This is a genomic window from Streptomyces sp. NPDC005955, assembly GCF_042871255.1.
GTDB lineage: Bacteria > Actinomycetota > Actinomycetes > Streptomycetales > Streptomycetaceae > Streptomyces.
Genome location: NZ_JBIAIF010000002.1, coordinates 564,264 through 584,612, shown reverse-complemented (window position 1 = coordinate 584,612; position 20,349 = coordinate 564,264). Strand labels below are relative to the sequence as shown.

Annotated in this window: 20 protein-coding genes, 2 tRNA genes and 1 pseudogene; 10 read left to right on the top strand and 13 right to left on the bottom strand. The window is 72.2% G+C overall.

The window, feature by feature from the left end; genetic code table 11:
- Positions 1–6 precede the first annotated feature (6 nt).
- A tRNA-Lys gene (locus ACFYOU_RS07845) sits at positions 7–80 on the bottom strand.
- Between the two features lie 565 nt (positions 81–645).
- Here ACFYOU_RS07845 and ACFYOU_RS07840 point away from each other — a divergent pair.
- The 4 genes from ACFYOU_RS07840 (at position 646) to ACFYOU_RS07825 (ending at position 5,210) form a co-directional block, all read left to right on the top strand.
- On the top strand, positions 646–2,142 hold the full coding sequence (locus ACFYOU_RS07840) for a peptidoglycan-binding protein (protein ID WP_389762445.1): 1,497 nt from the start codon (positions 646–648) through the stop codon (positions 2,140–2,142).
- Positions 2,139–3,539, top strand: a complete 1,401-nt coding sequence (locus tag ACFYOU_RS07835) for an SPFH domain-containing protein (protein ID WP_391304112.1) — start codon at positions 2,139–2,141, stop codon at positions 3,537–3,539. The genes ACFYOU_RS07840 and ACFYOU_RS07835 overlap by 4 nt, the downstream gene beginning before the upstream one ends.
- Before the next feature lie 496 nt (positions 3,540–4,035).
- Positions 4,036–4,638, top strand: a complete 603-nt coding sequence (locus ACFYOU_RS07830) for a lytic polysaccharide monooxygenase (RefSeq protein ID WP_389762447.1) — start codon at positions 4,036–4,038, stop codon at positions 4,636–4,638.
- 116 nt (positions 4,639–4,754) lie between these two features.
- The gene (locus ACFYOU_RS07825; protein WP_391304111.1) at positions 4,755–5,210 is read left to right on the top strand and encodes a DUF3592 domain-containing protein; all 456 of its coding nucleotides are present in this window, start codon (positions 4,755–4,757) and stop codon (positions 5,208–5,210) included.
- 20 nt (positions 5,211–5,230) lie between these two features.
- On the opposite strand, the gene ACFYOU_RS07820 is transcribed toward ACFYOU_RS07825, so the two are convergent.
- Entirely contained in the window at positions 5,231–6,241 is a 1,011-nt protein-coding gene (locus tag ACFYOU_RS07820; protein ID WP_391304110.1) for a saccharopine dehydrogenase, read from the bottom strand.
- A gap of 88 nt (positions 6,242–6,329) precedes the next feature.
- Between ACFYOU_RS07820 and ACFYOU_RS07815 the strand changes: the two genes are divergently transcribed.
- Positions 6,330–6,920, top strand: a complete 591-nt coding sequence (locus ACFYOU_RS07815) for a TetR family transcriptional regulator (protein WP_391304109.1) — start codon at positions 6,330–6,332, stop codon at positions 6,918–6,920.
- Positions 6,921–6,981: 61 nt separating this feature from the next.
- On the opposite strand, the gene ACFYOU_RS07810 is transcribed toward ACFYOU_RS07815, so the two are convergent.
- The 4 genes and pseudogenes from ACFYOU_RS07810 to ACFYOU_RS07795 all read right to left on the bottom strand — a co-directional run.
- Positions 6,982–7,058 (bottom strand) — tRNA-Lys (locus tag ACFYOU_RS07810).
- Positions 7,059–7,173: 115 nt separating this feature from the next.
- Positions 7,174–7,989: a methyltransferase domain-containing protein gene (locus tag ACFYOU_RS07805; protein WP_391304108.1), complete on the bottom strand. Its 816-nt coding sequence runs from the start codon at positions 7,987–7,989 to the stop codon at positions 7,174–7,176.
- A complete protein-coding gene (locus ACFYOU_RS07800; RefSeq protein WP_391304238.1) occupies positions 7,986–9,002 on the bottom strand; it encodes an XRE family transcriptional regulator in 1,017 nt (338 codons plus the stop codon). Before ACFYOU_RS07800 ends, ACFYOU_RS07805 begins: the two co-directional genes overlap by 4 nt.
- A gap of 129 nt (positions 9,003–9,131) precedes the next feature.
- Positions 9,132–9,311: pseudogene (locus tag ACFYOU_RS07795) on the bottom strand (helix-turn-helix transcriptional regulator); the annotation flags it as partial.
- Between the two features lie 260 nt (positions 9,312–9,571).
- Here ACFYOU_RS07795 and ACFYOU_RS07790 point away from each other — a divergent pair.
- From ACFYOU_RS07790 to ACFYOU_RS07775, 4 genes are read left to right on the top strand one after another with little or no spacing between them, the layout of a single operon-like run.
- On the top strand, positions 9,572–9,994 hold the full coding sequence (locus ACFYOU_RS07790) for a hypothetical protein (RefSeq protein ID WP_391304107.1): 423 nt from the start codon (positions 9,572–9,574) through the stop codon (positions 9,992–9,994).
- Positions 9,991–10,647 (top strand): hypothetical protein, encoded by a 657-nt coding sequence (locus tag ACFYOU_RS07785; RefSeq protein WP_391304106.1) that lies wholly within the window; start codon positions 9,991–9,993, stop codon positions 10,645–10,647. Before ACFYOU_RS07790 ends, ACFYOU_RS07785 begins: the two co-directional genes overlap by 4 nt.
- Complete coding sequence (locus tag ACFYOU_RS07780) at positions 10,611–11,456, top strand: hypothetical protein (protein ID WP_391304105.1); 846 nt, start codon at positions 10,611–10,613, stop codon at positions 11,454–11,456. The genes ACFYOU_RS07785 and ACFYOU_RS07780 overlap by 37 nt, the downstream gene beginning before the upstream one ends.
- Positions 11,453–11,983, top strand: a complete 531-nt coding sequence (locus tag ACFYOU_RS07775; protein ID WP_391304104.1) for a GNAT family N-acetyltransferase — start codon at positions 11,453–11,455, stop codon at positions 11,981–11,983. The genes ACFYOU_RS07780 and ACFYOU_RS07775 overlap by 4 nt, the downstream gene beginning before the upstream one ends.
- Positions 11,984–12,015: 32 nt before the next feature.
- On the opposite strand, the gene ACFYOU_RS07770 is transcribed toward ACFYOU_RS07775, so the two are convergent.
- The 7 genes from ACFYOU_RS07770 to ACFYOU_RS07740 form a co-directional block, all read right to left on the bottom strand.
- Positions 12,016–12,765, bottom strand: a complete 750-nt coding sequence (locus ACFYOU_RS07770) for an IclR family transcriptional regulator C-terminal domain-containing protein (protein ID WP_391304103.1) — start codon at positions 12,763–12,765, stop codon at positions 12,016–12,018.
- 219 nt (positions 12,766–12,984) lie between these two features.
- The gene (gene ehuA, locus ACFYOU_RS07765; protein WP_391304227.1) at positions 12,985–13,800 is read right to left on the bottom strand and encodes an ectoine/hydroxyectoine ABC transporter ATP-binding protein EhuA; all 816 of its coding nucleotides are present in this window, start codon (positions 13,798–13,800) and stop codon (positions 12,985–12,987) included.
- Between the two features lie 46 nt (positions 13,801–13,846).
- Positions 13,847–14,533, bottom strand: coding sequence for an ectoine/hydroxyectoine ABC transporter permease subunit EhuD (ehuD, locus tag ACFYOU_RS07760; RefSeq protein ID WP_391304102.1), 687 nt, complete (start codon positions 14,531–14,533; stop codon positions 13,847–13,849).
- Positions 14,530–15,216, bottom strand: coding sequence for an ectoine/hydroxyectoine ABC transporter permease subunit EhuC (gene ehuC, locus ACFYOU_RS07755; protein ID WP_391304101.1), 687 nt, complete (start codon positions 15,214–15,216; stop codon positions 14,530–14,532). The genes ehuD and ehuC overlap by 4 nt, the downstream gene beginning before the upstream one ends.
- Entirely contained in the window at positions 15,213–16,184 is a 972-nt protein-coding gene (gene ehuB / locus ACFYOU_RS07750; protein WP_391304100.1) for an ectoine/hydroxyectoine ABC transporter substrate-binding protein EhuB, read from the bottom strand. The genes ehuC and ehuB overlap by 4 nt, the downstream gene beginning before the upstream one ends.
- Before the next feature lie 95 nt (positions 16,185–16,279).
- Entirely contained in the window at positions 16,280–17,737 is a 1,458-nt protein-coding gene (locus ACFYOU_RS07745; RefSeq protein WP_391304099.1) for an amidase, read from the bottom strand.
- Positions 17,738–17,845: 108 nt separating this feature from the next.
- A complete protein-coding gene (locus ACFYOU_RS07740; protein WP_391304098.1) occupies positions 17,846–19,069 on the bottom strand; it encodes a DUF418 domain-containing protein in 1,224 nt (407 codons plus the stop codon).
- Between the two features lie 465 nt (positions 19,070–19,534).
- Here ACFYOU_RS07740 and ACFYOU_RS07735 point away from each other — a divergent pair, with 465 nt between their 5' ends.
- The gene (locus ACFYOU_RS07735) at positions 19,535–20,320 is read left to right on the top strand and encodes a decarboxylase (RefSeq protein WP_391304097.1); all 786 of its coding nucleotides are present in this window, start codon (positions 19,535–19,537) and stop codon (positions 20,318–20,320) included.
- Positions 20,321–20,349 lie beyond the last annotated feature (29 nt).

Sequence of the window (20,349 nt, the reverse complement as noted above, 5' to 3'; positions counted from 1 at the left end):
TGTCTGTGCGCCGCCAGGGACTCGAACCCCGGACCCGCTGATTAAGAGTCAGCTGCTCTAACCAACTGAGCTAGCGGCGCGTGCTGACCTGGACAACTCTACCCGATGTCCCGGAGTGCTCCGGAACACCGCTCGGGCTCGGGGGCGGCGGAGGCCGTGCCGCCCCCGAGCCCCGCGCGTGACCGGGATCACGTCGGATGGTGCGACCCCGGGGCGGGGGAGCCCCGGGGCCGGCAGCGCCGGATCCGCGCGTTCCGGACGGGGGGTGTCCGGTCCCGGGGGTGGGGTGCGGGCCCGGCTCCCGGACGGGGGGCGTCCGGGGCCATGGGTGGAGCGGGGCGCGCGACCGGTCCGAAGCGGGGAGTTCCGGGTGTGATCGGTGCGTACCACCGTTTCCGTAATCACTTGATCACACTTGTACCTTCTGGAGCAACCCTGCCCGCTGGTGACTTTTGACCCTTGTGTGGCCGGTTGCCCGAACGCGGAGTACGAGTGGAATCTGACGTACCCTCAAGGGGTTGAAATATTGTATGTCTGACTGTGCATCATTTGGGCAGTCAACGTGCGATATGTCCGGACAGTTGAGAAACTGACGCCCTGTGCGGATGCGCGCGGAGGTCAATTCCGGTGTGTGAGGGGAATCGAATGGACGCTCCCGTATTCGAAGAGGTGGCGCCCGCGAGCGACTGCGACTGTCCGGGCTGTGCCGACCGGAGGCGGGCCCGGGCCCGCGGTCTGCCGGTCCGGCTCGGCGGCAGTCCGGCGGCGCACGGCGCTCGGCGGCAGGTGGTGGTCCTCGCCGCGGCGGCCGGGACGGTGCTCAGCGGATCGCAGCTGACCGCGGTGGCGGCCGAGTACCGCCCGCTCGACTCGGGGCACCCGGCCGGCGACTCCGCGCTCCTCGGCGGCGTCGGGTCACTGCTGCCCGGGCCGACCCCCGCCCCCGCGGACGGCCCCGGTGAACCCGGGATCCCGTACGCCCCCGGCGGCGGGGACGCCGACGGGTCGACCGGGACCCCGCAGGGCACCGCCGGCCCGCTGTACGGTCCCGCGGCCCCGCCCGGGTCGACCGCCACGCCGGCCGCGACGCCCGCCGCGACGAACTTCCCGGCCGTCACCCGGGCCGAGATCATCAACCGGGCCAAGACCTGGGTCAACGCCAAGGTCCCGTACAGCATGTCCAAGTACTGGTCCGACGGGTACCGCCAGGACTGTTCGGGCTTCGTCTCGATGGCCTGGGGCCTCGGCAGCAACCAGTGGACCGGGAGCCTCGCCGGCTTCGCCGTCCGGATCACCAAGGCCGAGCTCCAGCCGGGCGACATGCTGCTGTTCCACAATCCGTCCAACCCCGGTGCGGGCTCCCACGTCACGATCTTCGGCGGCTGGACCGACTACACCCGCAACCACTACATCGCCTACGAGCAGACCCCGCCGAAGGCCATCAAGCGTTCGACGCCGTACCCGTACTGGAACAACGCCAACAACTACATCCCCTACCGCTACCGCGGGGTGCAGTCCGGCGGCGGTTCCTCCGGGCCGACCGGCAGCATCCCGCCCGGCAGCACGGCGTTCCCCGGCGCGGACAAGTTCGGGCCGGGCGCCAACAACCGGCACGTCACCGAGCTGGGACGGATGCTCAGGGACCGCGGCGGCTCCCGCTTCTACCGCGGCGGACCCGGCCCGCGCTGGAGCGACGCCGACCTGCGGGCCACCCGGGCGTTCCAGCAGGCCCAGGGCTGGAAGGGCTCGGCCGCCGACGGCATCCCGGGCCCGAAGACCTGGGACTACCTGGTGCGCGGCAAGGGCCGGGACATCCCCGGCACCGGAACCGGGACCGGGACGACGGGCGGCACGGGCGGCTCACGCCCCGGCAGCTCGGTCCAGAACCCGGGCCAGGACCGCAGCCCCGCGTTCCCCGGCCGGGGACACTTCCGCCCCGGCCAGAACAACCCGCACGTCACCCAGCTGGGCAAGCAGCTGAAGCGGAAGGGGTTCGGCAGGCACTACGCACAGGGTCCCGGCCCGCGCTGGAGCGAGAGCGACCGGCGCAACGTGGAGTCGTTCCAGCGCGCCCAGGGCTGGCGCGGCGCGGAAGCCGACGGATACCCGGGCCCGGAGACCTGGCGGCGACTCTTCTCATGACGGACGCACGCCCGGTGACCCCCCCGTCGCCGAAGACCCCCCAGCCCCAGCCCCCGCAGCCGTCCCCGGCCCAGCGGCCCGCACGGTCCGACGAAACCGGCTCCCGTCAGCGGCTGATCCACAACGAGGCCACCACCGAGATCCCCGTGCACCTGCTGTTCCGCGAGGACGCCACCGGTACCCCCGTACCGGCGGCCCCCGCCGTGGTGGGCCGTCGCCGCGGCACCGGCGAGCAGCCCGCGACCCCCGCCGGCGCCCTCCGCGACCGTGACCGCGCCGCAGCCGCCGTCCGGACGGCCCGGGCCGCCCGGACCGATCTCCCCCAGCGCCGGGAGCGGGCCGACCGGGCCGAGGGCGCCGCCGCCGGACGGGCGCCCAAGCCGGACGCGCTCTGGGCGGACGGCGATCGGCCCGTACCGCTGCCCGATCCCGCACTGGTGGAACGACTGGGGCGCGCCCTGCCCGGATGGCTCGGCGTGCTCGCCGGCTTCACCGGGTGCGCGGGCCTGGTCATCGGCCTGTGGTGGGCCGGCGCGCTGCCCACCGAGGCCGTCCGGCTGCTCGAACTGCCCGCGTACGGGGCCGACGCCGGACCGCTCGGCACGGCGCTGGACACCGTCACCTCCCGCTCGGGCACCCGGGCCGCCGGACCCGCCAGCCCGATGGGCGTCGGCCACTGGACGGTGATCGCCGTGCCCGGGGCGCTCGCCCTGCTCGGCTTCGGCGGGCTCGCCCGCGGTCGGGTCGGCCAGGCGTGGGTGCTCAGCCTCTTCGGGCGGTACCGGGGCACGGTCCGGCGCACCGGTCTGGTGTGGGTGAACCCGCTGCTGCTGCGCCGCCGGGTCGACGTGCGGCTGCGGCACTGGCGCAGCGAGGCGATGCCGGCGGTGGACGCGCACGGCGTCGCGCTGCGGGTGGTGGTGCTGGTGGTGTGGCACATCCGGGACACCGCACGGGCCGCGCTGGCCGTCGAGGACCACCAGGAGTACCTGCGCGAGTGCGTGGAGGCGGCGATGGCGCGGGTGCTGTCGCAGTTGCCGGCGGACGCGTTCCACGAGGACGCGCCGACCCTGCGCGACGCCGAGGCGGTGGGGGACGCGTTGACGCGGCGGATCGCGGCGGACGCCCTGCCGGTGGGCATCGAGGTGTTCTCGGCGCAGCCCACCCGGATCGAGTACGCGCCGGAGGTCGCCGCGGCGATGCAGCGGCGGCGGATCGCGGCGATCGACGCACAGCACCGGGACTCGGTGCTGACCTCGGTGGTCGACTCCGTCGAGGACACCGTCACCCGGCTCACCGTGCGGGGACTGGTCGAGCTCGACGACTACGAGCGCAAGGCCCTGGTGAAGGACCTGACCGTGGCGTTCTACACCGGCCGGGGCGGCGACCCGCAGTAGTGGCGCGGTCGGTGGCGCGGGGAAACCGACCACCCGGGTCCTTCCGCGGTCGTCGGCGGGGCCGTTCGGGTTCCCGTCTACGTCCCCGACTACGACCACGGGACGCCCGGGCCGCTCGCCGGGCGGCAGGTGGGGGGCCGGGCCCGGTGGGTGGTCACCGAGGGGAGCGCCCTCGCGTGCGACCTGCCGGGCCGGCGGGCGGACCGTCGGTCGATCGACGTCCGCCAGTACCGGGGCACCCTCTCGTCATCCGGCACGAACGCCTGGTGGAGGGGCAGTTGGCGGGGTACGGGAGTCGGTCGGGGTGCGTCACCGGGGGGCGACCGGTGGCGATCCGTGCGCCGGACCCCTGGCCGGATCACGGAGTCGCTGCGACCGGATTCCTTCCGTTCTTGGTATGGACATGTTCAACTAACGCCCATAACCTGAGTCTTGGTCTAGACCGCAAAATGTGCGTACGCCTCACAGAACCCCCACGTTCTCCAGGAGCGGCAGCATGCGAAAAAAGATGTACGCGGCCATGCTCGGACTCGCCACCGTCGGAGCCATGACGCTCTCCACCGGTGGTGCCAGCAGCCACGGATACACCGATCAGCCCCTCAGCCGGCAGAAGGCGTGCGGGAACGGCGGCATCGTCAAGGGCTGCGGTTCCATCCAGTACGAGCCGCAGAGCGTCGAGGGCCTGAAGGGCTTCCCGGCGAAGGGTCCGGCCGACGGCAAGATCTGTTCCGCCGGGAACGGCGGCTTCAGCGCCCTCGACCAGCCCAACCAGCCCAACGGAAACGCCTGGCCCACCACCAAGCTGACCGGCGGGCAGAGCTACAACTTCCGCTGGCAGTTCACCGCCGCGCACGCCACGACCGACTTCAAGTACTACATCACCAAGAACGGCTGGAACGAGAACGCTCCGCTGACGCGGTCCGCTCTGGAGTCCACCCCGTTCCTGACGGTGCCGTACAACGGTCAGCGCCCGCCGTGGACCCTCTCGCACTCCGGGCAGGTGCCCTCCGGCAAGTCCGGGCACCACGTGATCCTCGCGGTGTGGACGGTCAACGACACCCCGAACGCCTTCTACGCCTGCTCGGACGTCACGTTCTGACGCTGATTCAGGGTTAGTACGATCCCGGGGTCCCCCCGTGACCCCCCACGCTTAGCCTGTTCGCGCACGTCACACGTGGCCGCGTGGCGTGCACGACACTCATACGGGGGGACCTCATGGAAATCTTCTTCTTCTACGCAGTGCCACTCGTCATCGCGGGCGGAGCGGTGGCCGCCGGGGTGATGACCGTGCGCCGCGGCCAGGAACGCAGCCGGGCGTGGAACAGCGGGCTGGTGGCCGAGGCCGAGTGCCTGCGCGTCTACACGACCACGCGCCGCACCGAGAACGGCTCGTACACCACCCACCACTTCGTCTTCGAGTTCACCACGGCCGAGGGCGTCACCGTGCGGTTCGAGGAGGCCGGGCTCTCCACGACGATCGTCCAGGGCGACGTCGTGCCCGTCCACTACAGCGCGGACCGACCCGAGAAGGCCACCGCGCACGAGCCGTCCCCCACCGCGAACGTCGTCGGCACGGTGGGGAAGCTGGTCTTCTGCGGGGTCGTCGTCGCGTTCTGCGTGGTGTTCATGGTGGTCGCGAACTCCATGAACGACGCGATGGGCGACTTCTGACCCCGCTGACCCCCTGGCGTTCAGTCGCCGGGTGCGTCGACGAAGGTGGCGCCCGACTCGACCAGCCGCTCGACCGCGTACCCCGGATCGAGCAATGACTCGGGCGTGTGGACGCCCGGCGGAACGGCCGCGCCGCGCAGCCCGATCAGGCGCTCGACGCCGAGGGCGATCCCGACTGCCGTCAGGGGGCGCTGCCCGGCCGGGTGGACGAGGTACCGGCTCCTACGGAGCGGCGCACCCGTCGCATCCGTTCCGTCGAGGTCGATCCGGACCTCGACGGAGGGGTGCTCGCCGCGGCGCCGGCCCGCGGATTCGCCGAGGGCGAAGTCGAAGCGGACGTTCGGCGCCCCCGTCGCGAGGGCGAGGCTCGGCACGTCGAGGATGGCGATGCCCTGACCGGACCACGCGGTGCCGTCGAGACCGGTCACGTCCGTCTGCGCGTCGGGGCCGTTGACCCAGCTGAAGACGCCGTCGCGGCGTACCAGCCCGGCCGAGGTGGCGGTGGACCAGCGCTCCAGGTCCGCCGTCCCCGCGGGCCCGCCGGTGTCCTGTTCGTCCAGGAGGGCGCCGATCCGGATGCTGTCGACCCGCTCGAACTCCCGGGCCGAGTCCAGTGCGGCGAGGACGATGCTGCCCGCGCACCAGTGGCTGGCCACCAGGATCGGCGAGGCGTCCGCCCGCTGGGCGCCCGCGACCACCTCCGGTGCGATCTCCGCCAGGCCGCTGGAGATGCTGAGGTACGGCAGTCCGTGGTGCTGTGCGTAGTGCAGTCCGTTCAGGCGGTCGTCCCACAGTGCGGCGACCACCGCCGAGTAGCGGTGTCCGGCCGGGAGGCCGAGGTCGCTGCGGCACAGGTCGACGGTGACGGCCGTGGCGGCACCGAGGTCGTCGGCCACCCGCTGGGCGCGGTCGAGGTCACGAGCCGCGATCGTCAGCGGCAGCGCCGGGTGCCAGCGGCGCAGCAGGGCGGCGGTCGTCCTGCCCGCCTGGCCCGAACCGCCCAGGACCAGTACGGATTCCGGTTGTCCCACTGTGGGTTCCTCCCCCATCCATGAAGTTACATTTTGTAGCCTACGTTTTGTAACATAGCGTGGAGTCAGACACCAGGGGGAAAGGGGCATGGCCATCACGACCCGACTGTCCAAGCAGGCCCGGCGGGAGCAGTTGCTCGACACCGCCGTGGCGGTCGTACGCGCCCGGGGCGCCGACGGTCTGACGCTGGCCACCCTCGCGGAAGCGGCGGGAGTGAGCCGGCCGATCGTGTACGGCCACTTCGACACCCGCCCCGGCCTCCTGCTCGCGCTCTACCGGCGGCTCGACGCACGGCACCGGGCCGCTACCGCCCGGGCCTTGCGGGCTGCCGGTCCCGCCGCCGACGAGGTCGCCCGCGTCATGAGCGCCGCGTACTTCGCCTGCGCCACCGACATGCCGGAGTTCACCGCCGTCTCCGCAGCGCTGCGGGGGGACCCGGAGATGGAGGCGACCCAGTGCGAGCTGCTCGACGACTACACGAGGGTGCTGGCCGCTGCCCTCGCGCCGCACTCCGACCTCTCGGCCGAGTCCCTTCGGCTGCGCTGCACCGGCGTGCTGGGGGCGGCCGGGGCGATCGCCGTCGAGCTGAACCGGGGCCGGACCACCGCCGCCGACGCGGTCGCCGCACTGACCGACCTGATCGTGGGCGCCCTGCCCCCCCGGGCCGGCCGTCACTAGGTGGCCAAACGCCGCTGGGCGTCCTTCCCGAAGGAAGAACGCCCAGGTCAGGCACTGCCTGTGGTGCGCCGCCAGGGACTCGAACCCCGGACCCGCTGATTAAGAGTCAGCTGCTCTAACCAACTGAGCTAGCGGCGCCGGCTGACGAGAAAAATAATACCCGGTCCGCGGGAGTGCTCCGGCCAGGCCCACCGACCGGCGCCGACCGGCCCGCTCGGCGCCGGTCGGGAGGCGGTCGTCATCCCCGGGCGGTCTACCTTCGACAGACGAGAACGCCGCCCAGGCAGGTGATGCGGAAGGAGCCCTCGTTCCGGATGACATCGGCGGCCAGTTCCTCCGCCCGCCCGACCGTCTCCGTGAACGGCACGCCGGACTCCCCGGCCCAGGCTTCGTACGAGGCCAGATGCGCCACGACCGGGGCCGGGTCGGTGATCTCCATCACCCCGGGCAGCTCCCGCACGCGCACGTCACCGAAAGCCGCGCTGAGGTGACGGGGGGCCTTCTCCAACGAAAAGCGGGAACTGAGCGACACCCGCCTCGGCACGTCCCGAGTGCCGAGGACGTCGCCGGCAGCCCGCCGCCACAGCTCGTCGAGTTCCTTCTTGTCCCGGTCGCTGTTGGTCGAAGCCACCAGCACGCCTGCGGCCCCGAGGACCCGGGCCAGCTCGGTGACCGTGGCCCCGACGTCCCGCACGTGGTAGATCATGTGCATGGCCAGGACGGCGTCCGCCGTACCGTCGGCGAACGGCAGCGCCGATGCGTCCGCAGTCACCACCGGGCCCGGCACCCCGGCCAGGATGCCGGGGGAGACGTCCAGGCCGACCACCGGGAGATCGGGCCGGTCCCGGCGCAGCCGCTCGATGAACTTTCCGTTGCCGCAGCCGACGTCCAGCACCGGGCCGGTGGTGCCGGCCAACTCCTGGAGCACGAGTCCCGGCAGGTCGTACCGCGGCCGCTGCCAGCGGTACAGGGACTGTCTGGCGCTCAGGTGCCGCTGATCGCCGTAGGCGACGCGGGCCAGCAGCTTCGGATCGGTGACGGCGGCGTTCCGCCGTTCGTCGAGGGTCACTGGTCGGGCTCCGGGGGCTTGGCGGGGGCGGGGCGGTGGCACGCTTCTCTGACGCTCTCACGAAGGCCCCGGGCAACTGCTGAACCTGCGTACACCGGCTCGCCGAGACGGAGGCCGACGGTCTGCAAGCGATGCGAGATGCTGGCTGTGCGCCGCTCCGGCGGGGCGGTGAGGACCACCGACAGTTTCTCCGCGGCGCCGTCGATGTCCCCGGCAGCCAGATGGGCCGTGGCCAGGTCGAGGTGGGCTGCGAGCAGGTCGCCGGAGGATTGGTCTTCCTCGGGCGAGCACCGGTACAGGGCGATCGCCTGCGATGACGCCTCGACGGCTTGACGTACATGCCCTTTGCCGTCGATGGCCAGCAGAGCGGTTCCGGCGTAGGCGTGTTGCTTGGCCTCGGGGAAGGTGAAGACGCCGGGTAGTTCGGCCGGACCGGCGCTGCCGTGTCGGGCGTCCCGGGCTGCCTCCACTGCCCGGACGGCCGCGCTGCCGCTACCGCAGGCAGCATGGGCTCGCGCTGACAGGCTCAGGAGGCGAGCTCGGATCGTGCCGGCATCTGCATGGCGGAGGCCGGATTGAGCGAGTTCGACGGCCTGGCTGTAGTTCTGCTGCCAATAGGCGATCAAGGACTGGACGGATCGCACCCATGCCCGCAACCCGTTGTGGTCGGCGGACTCGGCACAGAGCCAAGCCGTACGGGCATGGGTGGCAGCTGCAGTGAACTGGCCGAGGTCGAGCGCCACATGTGTGGCCAGGCCGCAGAGCCGACCGGCGGTCAGGTACAGGTGACTCGTCTGGCGAGGGTGTTGACGCCCTTGGAGCAGGGTGAACACCAGGCGGCGCAGCGTCGTGATCTCACTGAAAACGGTGGTGACCGGTTGGCTGACGAGACTCTTGGCCAACCGGCCGATGTCAGCGTCGAGCTGCTCCAGCACGAGATCGTCCACATTCGACTGACTGGCGAAGTGCAGGAAGAGGGCGGAGTCGCAGGCATCCACCGCTACGGCTTCCACCCAGACAGGGGCTGCCACATCAGCCGCCACGCGCACTGCAGCCGACCTCACGACGATCGGTTCTGACGTGGCCGTACAAGCCGCGTCGTGTGGGGGCTCCGCCTCTGCCTGAAGCAGCACGGCCAACTCGTCGACGCTGACTTTGAGCGCCCGAGCGAGCGGAGGTCTCATCCAGGGCCGAGGGGCAACACCGCCGCCTTCCCAGCGACCCACTGTCGTGCGGTCGATCCGGAGCGCCTCAGCCAGCGACTCTTGCGTATGGCCGACTGCCTTACGTCGCTGGATCAACCGTGCCCGTTTGCCCGCCATCGGCTTCCACTCCTGGTGTACCAACAACGTGTGTGACATGCGTACAGGCAGGCCATGGCCTGGTCTGCGGCACGGATGCATCACTGACTCCGCAATTCTGCTCTGGTCGGGACCGGTCTGAGGGCGGTTGTGTAGAGCCGGTCCTCCTTTCGTGTAGCTCTGACGCCAGCTTCCGACTGAGAGGCCTTCATGCGACAAGCACGCCTCGGCTGCTGCCAGTTGGCGCTGCCCCGTCTTCCTCAACCCGTTGGAGGAATCGAATGAGTGTCACCACCGAGTTCAGCCCCGAGCTGGTCGAGCTGGGGAAATTCTTCAAGATCGCTGGTCAGCGTTTCGACGCCGGGCGGGCCGCGCCGGAGATGTTCTCCCGGGCGATTGACGCCACGTGGCACGTGCTGGCTCAGAACGCCGGGGCGCACCGCGATTTCACCCTTGCGCACGCCGGCCGGGAACTGAGCCACAGGGCGTGGACCGGCCGCGGCCGGATCACTTGGGTCGGGCACTACGAGGAGATGTACGGAACGCTGCCGGAGATCTGGTTCACGAACGCTGACGGCACGGTCAACGCCGGAACCCTGGCGCAGTATCGAGACACGGGGATCATCGTGGCGGAGTGGGACTGCGGCCCCAACCCCGGCCCCGGAGACGGGGACGACGTGTTGCCGGAGAAGACCGTCCGGTGATCACCACCTCCAAGGAGGGAGCGTTCCGGCCCACCGCCGGGGCGCTCCGCCTCGTCGAAGCAGGGGCGGTCAGTCCAGGCAGCGTGAACGCGACGGACTACATCAGCGCACTTGCCGAGTACTGCCCGTACCTCAAGCCTTCCCGGGCCCGTGGCATGACCGGGTGGACCGTCTACGAGATTGCTGCTGGTGCCCGCGCGCCCGCCGTGGAGGCCGAGTTGTTCTACGCGGGAGTGCAAGCCGCGGAGCGGGTCCGCCTTCTGATGGCTCGCGCCGGCGGGGTGCTCGCTTGCGAGAGCATCGTCCTGCTGGGGCAGGCCGCCGACGCCGACCACCGCGAACTGATGACCTGGCCGCACTGGGCGCTCAAGAACCTGTACGGGCCGGTCGGCTTGATGTTCGGCAAGTTCACCGAAGGCACGCAGGATTCGGACCGCTCCGGTCGGACCATTCCGCCGGCTCCCTTCTCGTTCTTGCCGGTGCGGGCATCCGTTCGTCTCCGTGATCCGAAGTTCCTGAAGGGCACGCCCGGACTCGCTGCGGCGGTCGCTGCCGCGGCGGACGATGGACGCGACGTGTTTGGGGACAAACCCCACGAGTGGAAGGCAGTACGCGCATGGGCGAGTTCGCTTCCTGTCCCCCGGAGGCAGTGAAGGCAGCGGAAGCCGTCTGCGGACCGGTTGAGTTGAAGCAGGTCACCGACCGACGAGGCTCTGCCGTCTGGAAAGCGACGGGCTCCGCGGCTGCCGTTGCCATCAAGCTCGGGACCGCGGAGGCCGCGGAGGCAACGATGCGTGAGGCGTCCGTCTTGGAGCAGCTCCCGGGATACACCGTGACGGTGGGCCACACCCGTGAAGTCGTGTGGTTCGTCTCTCCCTGGCTGGTCGGACGGTCCACCTGGGAGATGTTCCGGGTAGCACGGGAAGACGCCGTCGGCCGCCCCGGGGCACTGACCGCAGCAGTCGACCTGTGCCGTGCCGTCGCTGACCTTCACTCTCTCGGCTGGGTGCACGGTGACTTGCAGCCCTCCCATGGCATCCATACCGAGACGGGGGTGAAGCTGATCGACTTCGCCTGGTCGCGGAAGGTGGGAACAACCCCCTGGTCCGCCTTCCGAGGCACCATGGTGCATCTGATGGCACCGGAGCTGGCTGATTGGATCTCGTCGGGGCCGCAGCCGGCCAAGACTTCACCGGCAGCCGAGGTCTACGCCCTCGCGGGGGTGCTCTGGACCTGTGCGACCGGCTCCTGGCCGCTCGATTACCGGGCGGCCGGAATCAACAGGCAGGCGGCCGGACCCGAGGGGCTGCGCGACGCCATCGCCACGGGGAGGCTGCCCTTGGCCCGGGCTACGTCGTGGCCCGAGCTTCAGGACGTGCTCCGTCCCGTGCTGCTCTCCGAGCCGGCGGATCGGCCGAGCGCCGCTGGTCTCGGCGACGTCCTGGCGGAGGTGGCAGGGTGATCCGGCTACGGGAGCTGAGGGCCGGCGACGAGCAAGCTCTCCAGCGGATCTACTGCCCCGAGGCGGTCAGGTATCTGGGCCGGGGGCCCTTGGGCGAGGCCGAAGCCCGTCTCTACGTCGGGCGGGCCGTGGCAGCGGCGGAGCAGTCTCCTCGCGCGCAATTCGTCTTCGGCGTCGAAGAAGACACTGACCTGACGGGTGTCGCCAAGCTCAACACCGCCTGGGGCGTGGGCTCGCTGAGTTACATCCTGAGACCAGACGCCTGGGGTCGGGGCCTGGGAACCGAGGCGGTGTCCGATCTCCTGCTCCTGGCCTTCGGGGCTCTGCACCTGCCGGTCGTGAAGGCCAAGTGCCACCCGGACAACCTGGCTTCCGGGCGGGTGCTCATCAAGGCCGGCTTCTCCCGTGCGGGGACGGAGCGCGGCTTCGAGTTGTACGAGATCTGCTCACACGACTGGCCCCCGGCGTGCCCGGGGCCGGCAGCGGCTGTGGTGCGCTGTCAGGGATGCGGGCCGGGGACCCGCTGATCAAGAGCCGGCCGTGCGCCGGCCCCGGGCGGTCACAGCGTGAGGGCGAGCAGGACCGAGGCCGCCGCCCGGTTGAGGGCGTCCGCGGCCGGCCGCAACCGGTGGGTCTGCTCGACCGGCAGCGACAGGGCGAGGCACCCCGCGGTGGCGCCGGCCGTCAGCGGAACGGCCGCGCACACCGTGCCGACCGCGTACTCCTGGAGGTCGAGCACCGGCACCGTCGCGGGCTGGGCGGCGAACCGGGTCAGCAGCTGCCCCTCGTGGGTGATCGTCCGGGAGGTCAGCCGGGCCATCCGGTGCCGGGACAGGTGGTCGCTGCGGGCCTCCGCGTCGAGCTGCCCGACCAGGCACTTGCCGATGGCGCTGGCGTGGCCGGACGAGCGGAAGTCCACCCACTCGTGGACGGCCGGGGTGTCGGGTCCGTCGGCGCAGTACGGGACGCGGATCTCACCGTCCTGGTACCGGCCGACGTACACCGCGGCGCCGAGGTCGCCCCGCAGCCGGTCCAGGGAGTCCTGCAAGGGGGCCCGCCCCGCGCCCGGCCCCGTACCGAGGCGGTCGAGCGCCTCGCCGGAGGTGTACGTGCCGTCGGCGCACTGGGTGACGTACCCCTCGCGGCGGAGCATCCGCAGCAGTCCGGACAGCCGGGGGCCGGTGAGCCCGGCCGCCCGGGCCAGCTCCGCCTCGGTGACGCCGGCGGGACGTCGGGCGATGAGATCGAGCACCCGCAGGGCGCGCTGCACCGAGCGGTACGGCGCGGTCGACTCGTGCTGAAGCGCCACTGCGTCCCCCTGGACGGTCCCGGGCCATGCTGCTGGGCACCCTCCACGATAGCCCTCGACGTGCCCCGGGAAAGGGGTGCTTGGCGAGATGGGCACAGGGGGTTGACGGCCGGACCACCCCTCCGAGCAGCAGCGACAACCTCGGGGCATATGTCGAGGTCATGCCCCGAATCCCTCGTCAGGGTAGTCATGGCCACCGTCACCGCAGGGGCTCGGACCTCAGAGCACCGCGCTCAGGAACTCCCGGGTCCGGTCCAGCTCCGGATCGCTGAAGATCTTCTCCGGCGGGCCCGACTCGATCACGCGCCCCCCGTCGAACATCAGCACCTGGTCGGAGATGTCCCGGGCGAACGACATCTCGTGGGTCACGCACAGCATCGTGATGTCGGTGGTCCGGGCGACCTCCCGCAACACGTCCAGCACCCCCGCGACCAACTCCGGGTCGAGCGCCGAGGTCACCTCGTCCAACAGCAGCACCTGCGGACGCATCGCCAGGGCCCGGGCGATGGCCACCCGCTGCTGCTGCCCGCCCGACAACTGAGAGGGGTACGCGTCGCAGCGGTCCGCGAGTCCGACCAGGTCGAGCAGTTCCCGGCCGCGCTGCTCGGCCTCGTCGCGGGACAGGCCCAGCACGGTCACCGGGGCCTCGGTGACGTTCCGCAGCACCTTCATGTTCGGGAACAGGTTGAACTGCTGGAACACCATCCCGATGTTCTTGCGGACCTCCCGCACGTGCTTCTCGCGGGCCGGCACCAGCTCGCCGTCGCGCTCCTCGTGGGTCAGATAGCGCCCGCCCACCCGGATGCGCCCCTCGTCGGGCTTGAGCAGGGTCATCAGCAGCCGCAGGATCGTCGTCTTGCCGGAGCCGGACGGACCGATCAGGGTCACGTGCTTGCCCCGCCCGACCGAGAAGTCGAGGTGGTCCAGGACGGTCGTCCCCCCGAAGCGCTTGGTGACGTCCTCGAAGCGGATCAGCTCCTCCACCGCCGCGGCGCCGGCCTCCGCGGGCTCGGGCCGCTCGGGGCCGGTCGGGATCGGGCCGGTCGGGGTCGGACCGGTCGGGGTGGGGGTCGGGGTCGGGTCAGTGGACAAGGCGGCGCTCCAGGGATCGGATCAGCAGCGAGGACGGATAGGCGATGAGGATGAAGGCGACCCCGACGACGGTCAGCGCCTCGGTGTACTGGAAGGTGTCCGCGGCCTCCAGACGGGCCTGCTGGAGCAGTTCCAGCACCCCGATCCCGGCGAGCAGCGGGGTGTCCTTCAGCATCGCGATGACGTAGTTGCCCAGGGCCGGGACGACCCTGCGCACGGCCTGCGGCAGGATCACGGCCGTCCACGTCCTGCGGTACGACAGGCTCAACGCGCGGGCCGCCTCCCACTGCCCGACCGGCACCGCGTCGATCCCGGCCCGGTAGACCTGGGAGGTGTACGTCGAGTAGTGCACGCCGATCGCGACGATGCCCGTGGTCAGCGAGGAGAACTGGACGCCCCACTCCGGGAGCACGAAGAACAGGAAGAACAACTGCACCAACAGCGGGGTGTTGCGGATGAACTCGGTCAGCATCCCGACCGGCCAGCGCACGAACCGGGTCGGTGCGCGCAGCGCCAGCGCCCACACCAGGCCCAGGCTGAACGAGATCAGCGAGCCCAGCGCCAGCACCTGGAGCGTGACGAGCACCCCCTCCCAGAAGTGCGGCAGGAAGTCGACGACGGCCTGCCAGTCCCAGGAGTCGGCCTGGGCGGCGGCGGTGGTGGAGTACGTGCTCATGCGGCACCTCCGCCGGTGCCCGCCGCGACGGGCGCCTTGCCGAGACCGGCCCGGGCCCGCCGCTCCAGGGCCTTCATGCCCCGGGCGAGGACGAACGCGATCACGAAGTAGATCACCAGGGTGATCGTGTAGATCTGCGCGCTGTCCTGCGTGGCGAGCCGGACCAGATAGGCGGCGAACGACACGTCACCGATCCCGAGCAGCGACACCAGGGCCGTCCCCTTCAACAGTTCGATCAGCAGGTTGGAGAACGACGGGAGCATCTCCGGCACCGCCTGCGGCAGCAGGATCAACCGCATCCGCTGCCAGGGCGTGAAGCTGAGCGCCACGCCCGCCTCCCGCTGCGCCGGGGCCACCGCGTTCAGCGCGCCCCGCACGACCTCGGCGCCGTACGCCCCGTAGGACAGGCCCAGCGCCAGCACCGCCGCCCACATCGGCACCAGCGACCAGCCCACGAGCTGCGGCAGCACGAAGAACAGCCAGAACATCAGCACCAGCGCCGAGGTGCCCCGGAAGACCTCCGTGTAGAAGCCGGCCAGGAAGCGCACGGTCTTCAGACGGTGGGTGCGGGCGATGCCGATCCCGAAGGCGACCGCGGTCGCCAGGGCCGCGCTGTACAGGGTCAGTTGGAGGGTGGTCCAGATGCCGGGCAGTACCCAGTGCTGCCAGAGTCCGGCGGTCATGAGCACAACTCCTCGGCGGTCAGGTCCGTCATCTCCGCCTCGGTGAACCCGAACGGCCGCATGATGCGCAGGAGCTCCCCGCTGTCCTTCATCCGGTGGATCTCGACGTTGAAGGCGTCCCGCAGCGAGGTGTCGGTGGGCCGGAACGTGAAGCCGCCCCCGTCGACGCGTTCCTCCCCGTCCACCACCGGGGCGAACGGTTCGGTGGCCTCGGCCCGGCTGCTCTTGCGGGTCACCTCCCGGGTGGTCAGCGCGGTCCCGCCGAAGACGTCGATCCGGCCGGACTCCACCGCGTTCAGCCCGGCCACCCCGTCCTGGAGCACCACGACGTCCTTCTGCGCGTACCCGGCCGCGACCGCGTAGCCGCTCTGCGCGTACCCGGAGCCGGTGCCGAACCTGGCCTTCTTCCCGATCACGTCCTCGTAGTTGCGCAGCCCCAGCGGGTTGCCCTTGCGGACGATGAACGAGTCGAGCATCTGGTACTCGGGGTCGGAGAAGATGACCTGCTGGCAGCGCTCCTCGTTGATGTACATCCCGGCCGAGACCACGTCGAACTGCTGGGTCTTCAGGCCCGGGATGAGCGAGCCGAAGTCGGTGGCCACGGGCTGGACCTTGGCCACCCCCAGCCGTTTGAAGATGACCTTGGCCAGTTCCACCGCCTCCCCGGTGAACTCGCCGTCCTCGTCGATGTACCCGTAGGGCACCTCGCCCGCGATGCCCAGCCGTACGGTGCCCTGGGACTTCAGTCGGGCCAGGGTGTCGCCGGTGGGCACCCGGGAGCAGCCCGCGGCGCCGAGCGCCCCGGCCGTGCCGAGGACCGCCGCCCCGATGAGCAGGGACCTCCGGCGCGGTCGGGGCCCGGCGCCGGCCCCCGGTATCGGGGACGGCCCGTGCCGGGCGCCGCCGTCGGCGGTACCGGCGGCCGGCACGCGTCCGTTCGCTGAGTCGTCTCGCAGTCGTGGAGCCATTGCGCGCGGCTACCCGCCCCCGAGCGACTTATGCGGGCAGGATCCCGCCCCGCACCCGGTGGCCGTCAGCCATCCGAGTGCCGGGGCGCGTCCCGTCAGCCCGCCGTGAGGTCCGGTGTCCGCTCCGGCGCGTGCGCGGGAGCACCCGGCAGCGCGGGCGCCGGAACCCCGGCGACACCCGCCTCGAACAGGGCGTTCGCCAGGCGCAGCACCGTCGCGTCGGCGAACCGGGCGGCCACGATCTGGAGCCCCACCGGCAGCCCGTCCGCGTCCAGCCCCACCGGTACGGTCGCCGCGGGCTGGGTGGTCATGTTGAACGGGTACGTGAACGGGGTCCAGCCCGTCCAGCGGCGCAACCCGCTGCCCGGGGGGACCTCCACCCCCGCCGGGAAGGCGGTCACCGGCAGGGTGGGGGTGACCAGCACGTCGTACGTCCGGTGGAACAGGCCCATCCGGCGGCCGAGTTCCGCCCGGACGTCCGTGGCGGCCAGGTAGTCCTGCGCCGAGAGCGCCGCGCCCGCCGCCCGGGCCTGGCGCAGCCCCGGGTCGAGCCGGGCGACCTGTGCGGGGCTCAGCGAGCGGGTCAGGTGTGCGGTGCCGCTGAACCACAGGGTGTGGAAGGCGTCCACCGGGTCGGCGAGGTCCGGATCGGCCTCCTCGACGTACGCGCCGAGCCCCGCCAGGCCCTCCACCGCGCGCCGCACCGCCGCGGCGACGCCCGGGCGCACGGCGACCTGTCCGCCGAGCGTCGGCGAGAACGCGACCCGCAGCCCGCGCACCCCCTCCACGGCGGCCGGCCCGCGGAAGCCGCCGGGGGCGGGGCGCGCGGCGGCCCAGTCGCGCGGGTCGGCGCCGCCCAGCACGTCCAGCAGCAGTGCGGTGTCCGTCGCGTCCCGGGCCATCGGGCCCACCTGCGCCAGGGTTCCGAACGCGCTCGGCGGGTACGAGGGCACCACCCCGTGCGTCGGCTTCAGCCCGACGACCCCGCAGAACGCGGCCGGGACGCGGATGCTGCCGCCGCCGTCCGTCCCCACCGACAGCGGGCCGGCGCCCGCCGCGAGGGCCGCGGCGCTCCCGCCGCTGGAGCCCCCGGAGGTCCGGCCCGGGTCGTACGGGTTGCGGGTGATCCCGGTGAGCGGGGAGTCCGTCACCGCCTTCCACCCGAACTCCGGGGTCGTCGTGCGCCCGGTGAACACCGCCCCGTGTTCGCGCAGCCGCGCCACCGCGGGGGCGTCCGGATCGGCCAGTCGCGCCGCCGGGTCGACCGCGTGCGAGCCCCGCAGGGTGGGCACCCCGTACTCCGGCAGCAGGTCCTTGACGGTCACCGGCACCCCGTCCAGCAGCCCGACCGGCTCCCCGCGCCGCCACCGCCGGGTCGACGCCCGCGCCGCGTCCAGCGCCCGGTCGGCGTCGATCCGGACGAAGGCGTTCACCACCGGCTGGATCTCCTCGGCGCGCCGCAGCACCGCCTCCGTCACCTCGACGGGGCTGAACTCGCCCGTCCGGTACCCCTCCAGCATGTGAACTGCCGACAGCCCCGTGAGCTGACGCATGACACCCCTCCCGGTGAGCACGCCCCCCGATCCCGCGACAGGCATACCCACCCCCGGTCGCCGTACCCGCCCCGGTGCGGTGCTGCCGCTCCCGTACGGGTCCGGGGGTCACCGGCGCAGCACCCACCGCTGGAACGACTCCAGGGGGCCGGTCGAGAAGCGCCGCAGCCACAGCGTCGAGCCGACCATCAGCACCGCGCACACCACCGTCCACAGCGCCAGCGGCCACCACGGCCACCAGCCGTCACCGAACCGGTGCGTCAGACCGAGGCCGATCCCGTACGCGGCGAGCATGCACAGCACGTTCTGGAGCACGTACCCCGACAGGGCGGTCCGGCCGACGGAGGTGAGGCCGTGCAGCAGCGGGCCCGTCCGCCCGGCCCGGGTGGCCCGGTCGGTGAGCCAGCCGATGAGCCCCAGGTAGCCGAGTGCCGTCAGCGGCCCGGCGACGTACCGGTCCAGCAGGAAGAACCCGGAGCCGGCCACCGGCAGCAGCACCGACAGCGGCAGACCGATCCCGAGGCCCCAGCGCAGCAGCCGGGTCCGGATGCGGCGACCGGTCTCGTCGTCGCCGAAGGCGCCCGCCCGGAACAGCCGCACGCCCAGCAGGAACAGGAACACCAGCAGCCCGAACGACAGCACCGGCTCCAACCGCAGGACCAGCACGTTGTCGAGCCGGTACCCGATCTGGTCGGCCCAACTCCCGTGCGCGTACACGTCGATCACGTCCTGGCCGGTCTCGACGTCCTCGTCCCCCTGCGCGGACAGGCCGACCGTCAGCACCGTCATCAGCGTCAGGTGCAGCCCCAGGGCCCACCACATCACCCGGTCCTGGACCTTCTGCGAGCGGGCCAGCAACCAGGCCACCAACAGCGCGGTGACCGCGTACCCCATCAGCACGTCCCAGGCGAAGACCAGCAGGAAGTGCACGGTCCCCTCGGCGAACAGGAACAGCGCCCGCCACCGGTACCGCCCCGGCCAGGGCTGCCCGCGCCGCGCTGCCGACGCGTACTGGATGGCGAGGCCCACTCCGAACAGCACGGTCAACAGGGACAGGAACTTGCCGTTCGCCAACAGCCGCACCACGCTCTCGACGCCGTCCCCGAACGAGGCGAACGAGCCGCCCATGTTCGAGGCCACTCCGCCCTCGGAGCCGGGGGTGGCGAAGATCCAGACGTTGGTCGCCAACGTGCCCAGGATCGCCGCGCCCCGCAGGACGTCGAGCAGCGGATTGCGCGCGCGTCGCGCGGGTGCCGCCCCCGCCGCCGGTTCGACCGGCCGGGCCGGGGCGTCAGACGGTTGCGGAGGAGCTGAGTACCGGATTTCGGACATGTGTTCATCGTCTCGGTCGCGGTGCTCGTCCACGTCGTGAGCGGCGACGAATCCCCGCTACACAGAAGGATGTACGGGGTGGCCGGGCCGGTCATACCGGGGACGCACGCCGGTCATACCGGGGGCGCAGGTCGGTCGGGACGGGGCGGGCGCGGGCCGTTCCGACGCGCTGCCGGAGCGGCCCACCGGCACGGCCGTCGCGGTCCGTCGCGGTCCGTCGCGGTCCGTCGGCGCGGCCGTCGCGCCGGGCCCGCCGGGGCGGGGCATCCTGGGAGGAGGCGTCGCACCGCGGCGATCCGCCCCCGATCCGACGGGTGGCCGCGGGCCCACCGGGCAGGCGCGTGGTGGGAGCCGCATCCGGCCCCCGCCCGGCCGAGCACGGCACCCCGCCGGGCCTCGGGCACGCGCCCGCCGGGGCTTCGGGCACGCGCCCGCCGGGCGTCAGGCACGCGAAGGAGACAGCACGTGACCTCACTGGGATTCCTGTACCCGGGCCGGACCGCCGCGGACGACTACGTGCGCGCGGAACAACTGCTCGGCGGCGGGGTCCGGCTGCACGCCGTACGGGCCGACGCCACCGCCACCGGGGCCACCGGGGCGGACGGCTCGCCGCTGGACGGGCCCGACCTCACCGTGGACGCGGTGCCGGTGCCCTCCGAGGAACGGCTCGCGGCCGTCGTCGAGGAACTGCGGCTGTCCGGCGCCGAAACGGTCGTCTGGGCGGGACCGGGCTTCGCGCTCGGCGCGGCCGGCGCCCACGAACAGGTCCGCGCCCTGGCCCGGGCCGCCGGCCTGCCCGCCTCCAGCACCTCGTTCGGCTTCGCCCACGCGGTACGGGAGCTGGGCGCCCGCCGGGTCGCGGTGGCGACCGTCTACGGAGCGGACCTGACCGAACGGTTCACCCGGTTCCTCGCCGAGGAGGCCGGCACGGAGATCGTGTCCGTGGCGGGCGATCCCGACGCCGCCCGGCCCGCCACCGACCCCGGCGGCGGCCCCGAGGGCCTCGCCGCCCTGCGCGCACTGGTCCGGGCGGCCGACCGTCCGGACGCCGCGGCCGTGCTCGTCCCCGGCACCGCCCTGCGCACCGCCGCCCACCTCACCGACCTGGAGGCGGACCTGGGCAAGCCGGTGCTCACCGCGAACCAGGTCACCGTCTGGGAGGCCCTGCGGCTCGCGGACCGCCGGGTGAACGCCCCCGGCCTCGGCGCCCTCTTCACCCGTGAGCCCCTGGTCCAGGTCCCCACCGACTGACCGCCCCCTCGCTCCGCGTACCGTCGGCG

Excerpts from the sequence above, each read along its gene's own strand:
- ACFYOU_RS07840 (WP_389762445.1), top strand. The coding sequence starts at position 646 with ATGGACGCTCCCGTATTCGAAGAGGTGGCGCCCGCGAGCGACTGCGAC.
- ACFYOU_RS07835 (WP_391304112.1), top strand. The coding sequence starts at position 2,139 with ATGACGGACGCACGCCCGGTGACCCCCCCGTCGCCGAAGACCCCCCAG.
- ACFYOU_RS07830 (WP_389762447.1), top strand. The coding sequence starts at position 4,036 with ATGCGAAAAAAGATGTACGCGGCCATGCTCGGACTCGCCACCGTCGGA.
- ACFYOU_RS07825 (WP_391304111.1), top strand. The coding sequence starts at position 4,755 with ATGGAAATCTTCTTCTTCTACGCAGTGCCACTCGTCATCGCGGGCGGA.
- ACFYOU_RS07815 (WP_391304109.1), top strand. The coding sequence starts at position 6,330 with ATGGCCATCACGACCCGACTGTCCAAGCAGGCCCGGCGGGAGCAGTTG.
- ACFYOU_RS07790 (WP_391304107.1), top strand. The coding sequence starts at position 9,572 with ATGAGTGTCACCACCGAGTTCAGCCCCGAGCTGGTCGAGCTGGGGAAA.
- ACFYOU_RS07780 (WP_391304105.1), top strand. The coding sequence starts at position 10,611 with ATGGGCGAGTTCGCTTCCTGTCCCCCGGAGGCAGTGAAGGCAGCGGAA.
- ehuD (WP_391304102.1), bottom strand. The coding sequence starts at position 14,533 with ATGAGCACGTACTCCACCACCGCCGCCGCCCAGGCCGACTCCTGGGAC.
- ehuC (WP_391304101.1), bottom strand. The coding sequence starts at position 15,216 with ATGACCGCCGGACTCTGGCAGCACTGGGTACTGCCCGGCATCTGGACC.
- ehuB (WP_391304100.1), bottom strand. The coding sequence starts at position 16,184 with ATGGCTCCACGACTGCGAGACGACTCAGCGAACGGACGCGTGCCGGCC.
- ACFYOU_RS07745 (WP_391304099.1), bottom strand. The coding sequence starts at position 17,737 with ATGCGTCAGCTCACGGGGCTGTCGGCAGTTCACATGCTGGAGGGGTAC.
- ACFYOU_RS07740 (WP_391304098.1), bottom strand. The coding sequence starts at position 19,069 with ATGTCCGAAATCCGGTACTCAGCTCCTCCGCAACCGTCTGACGCCCCG.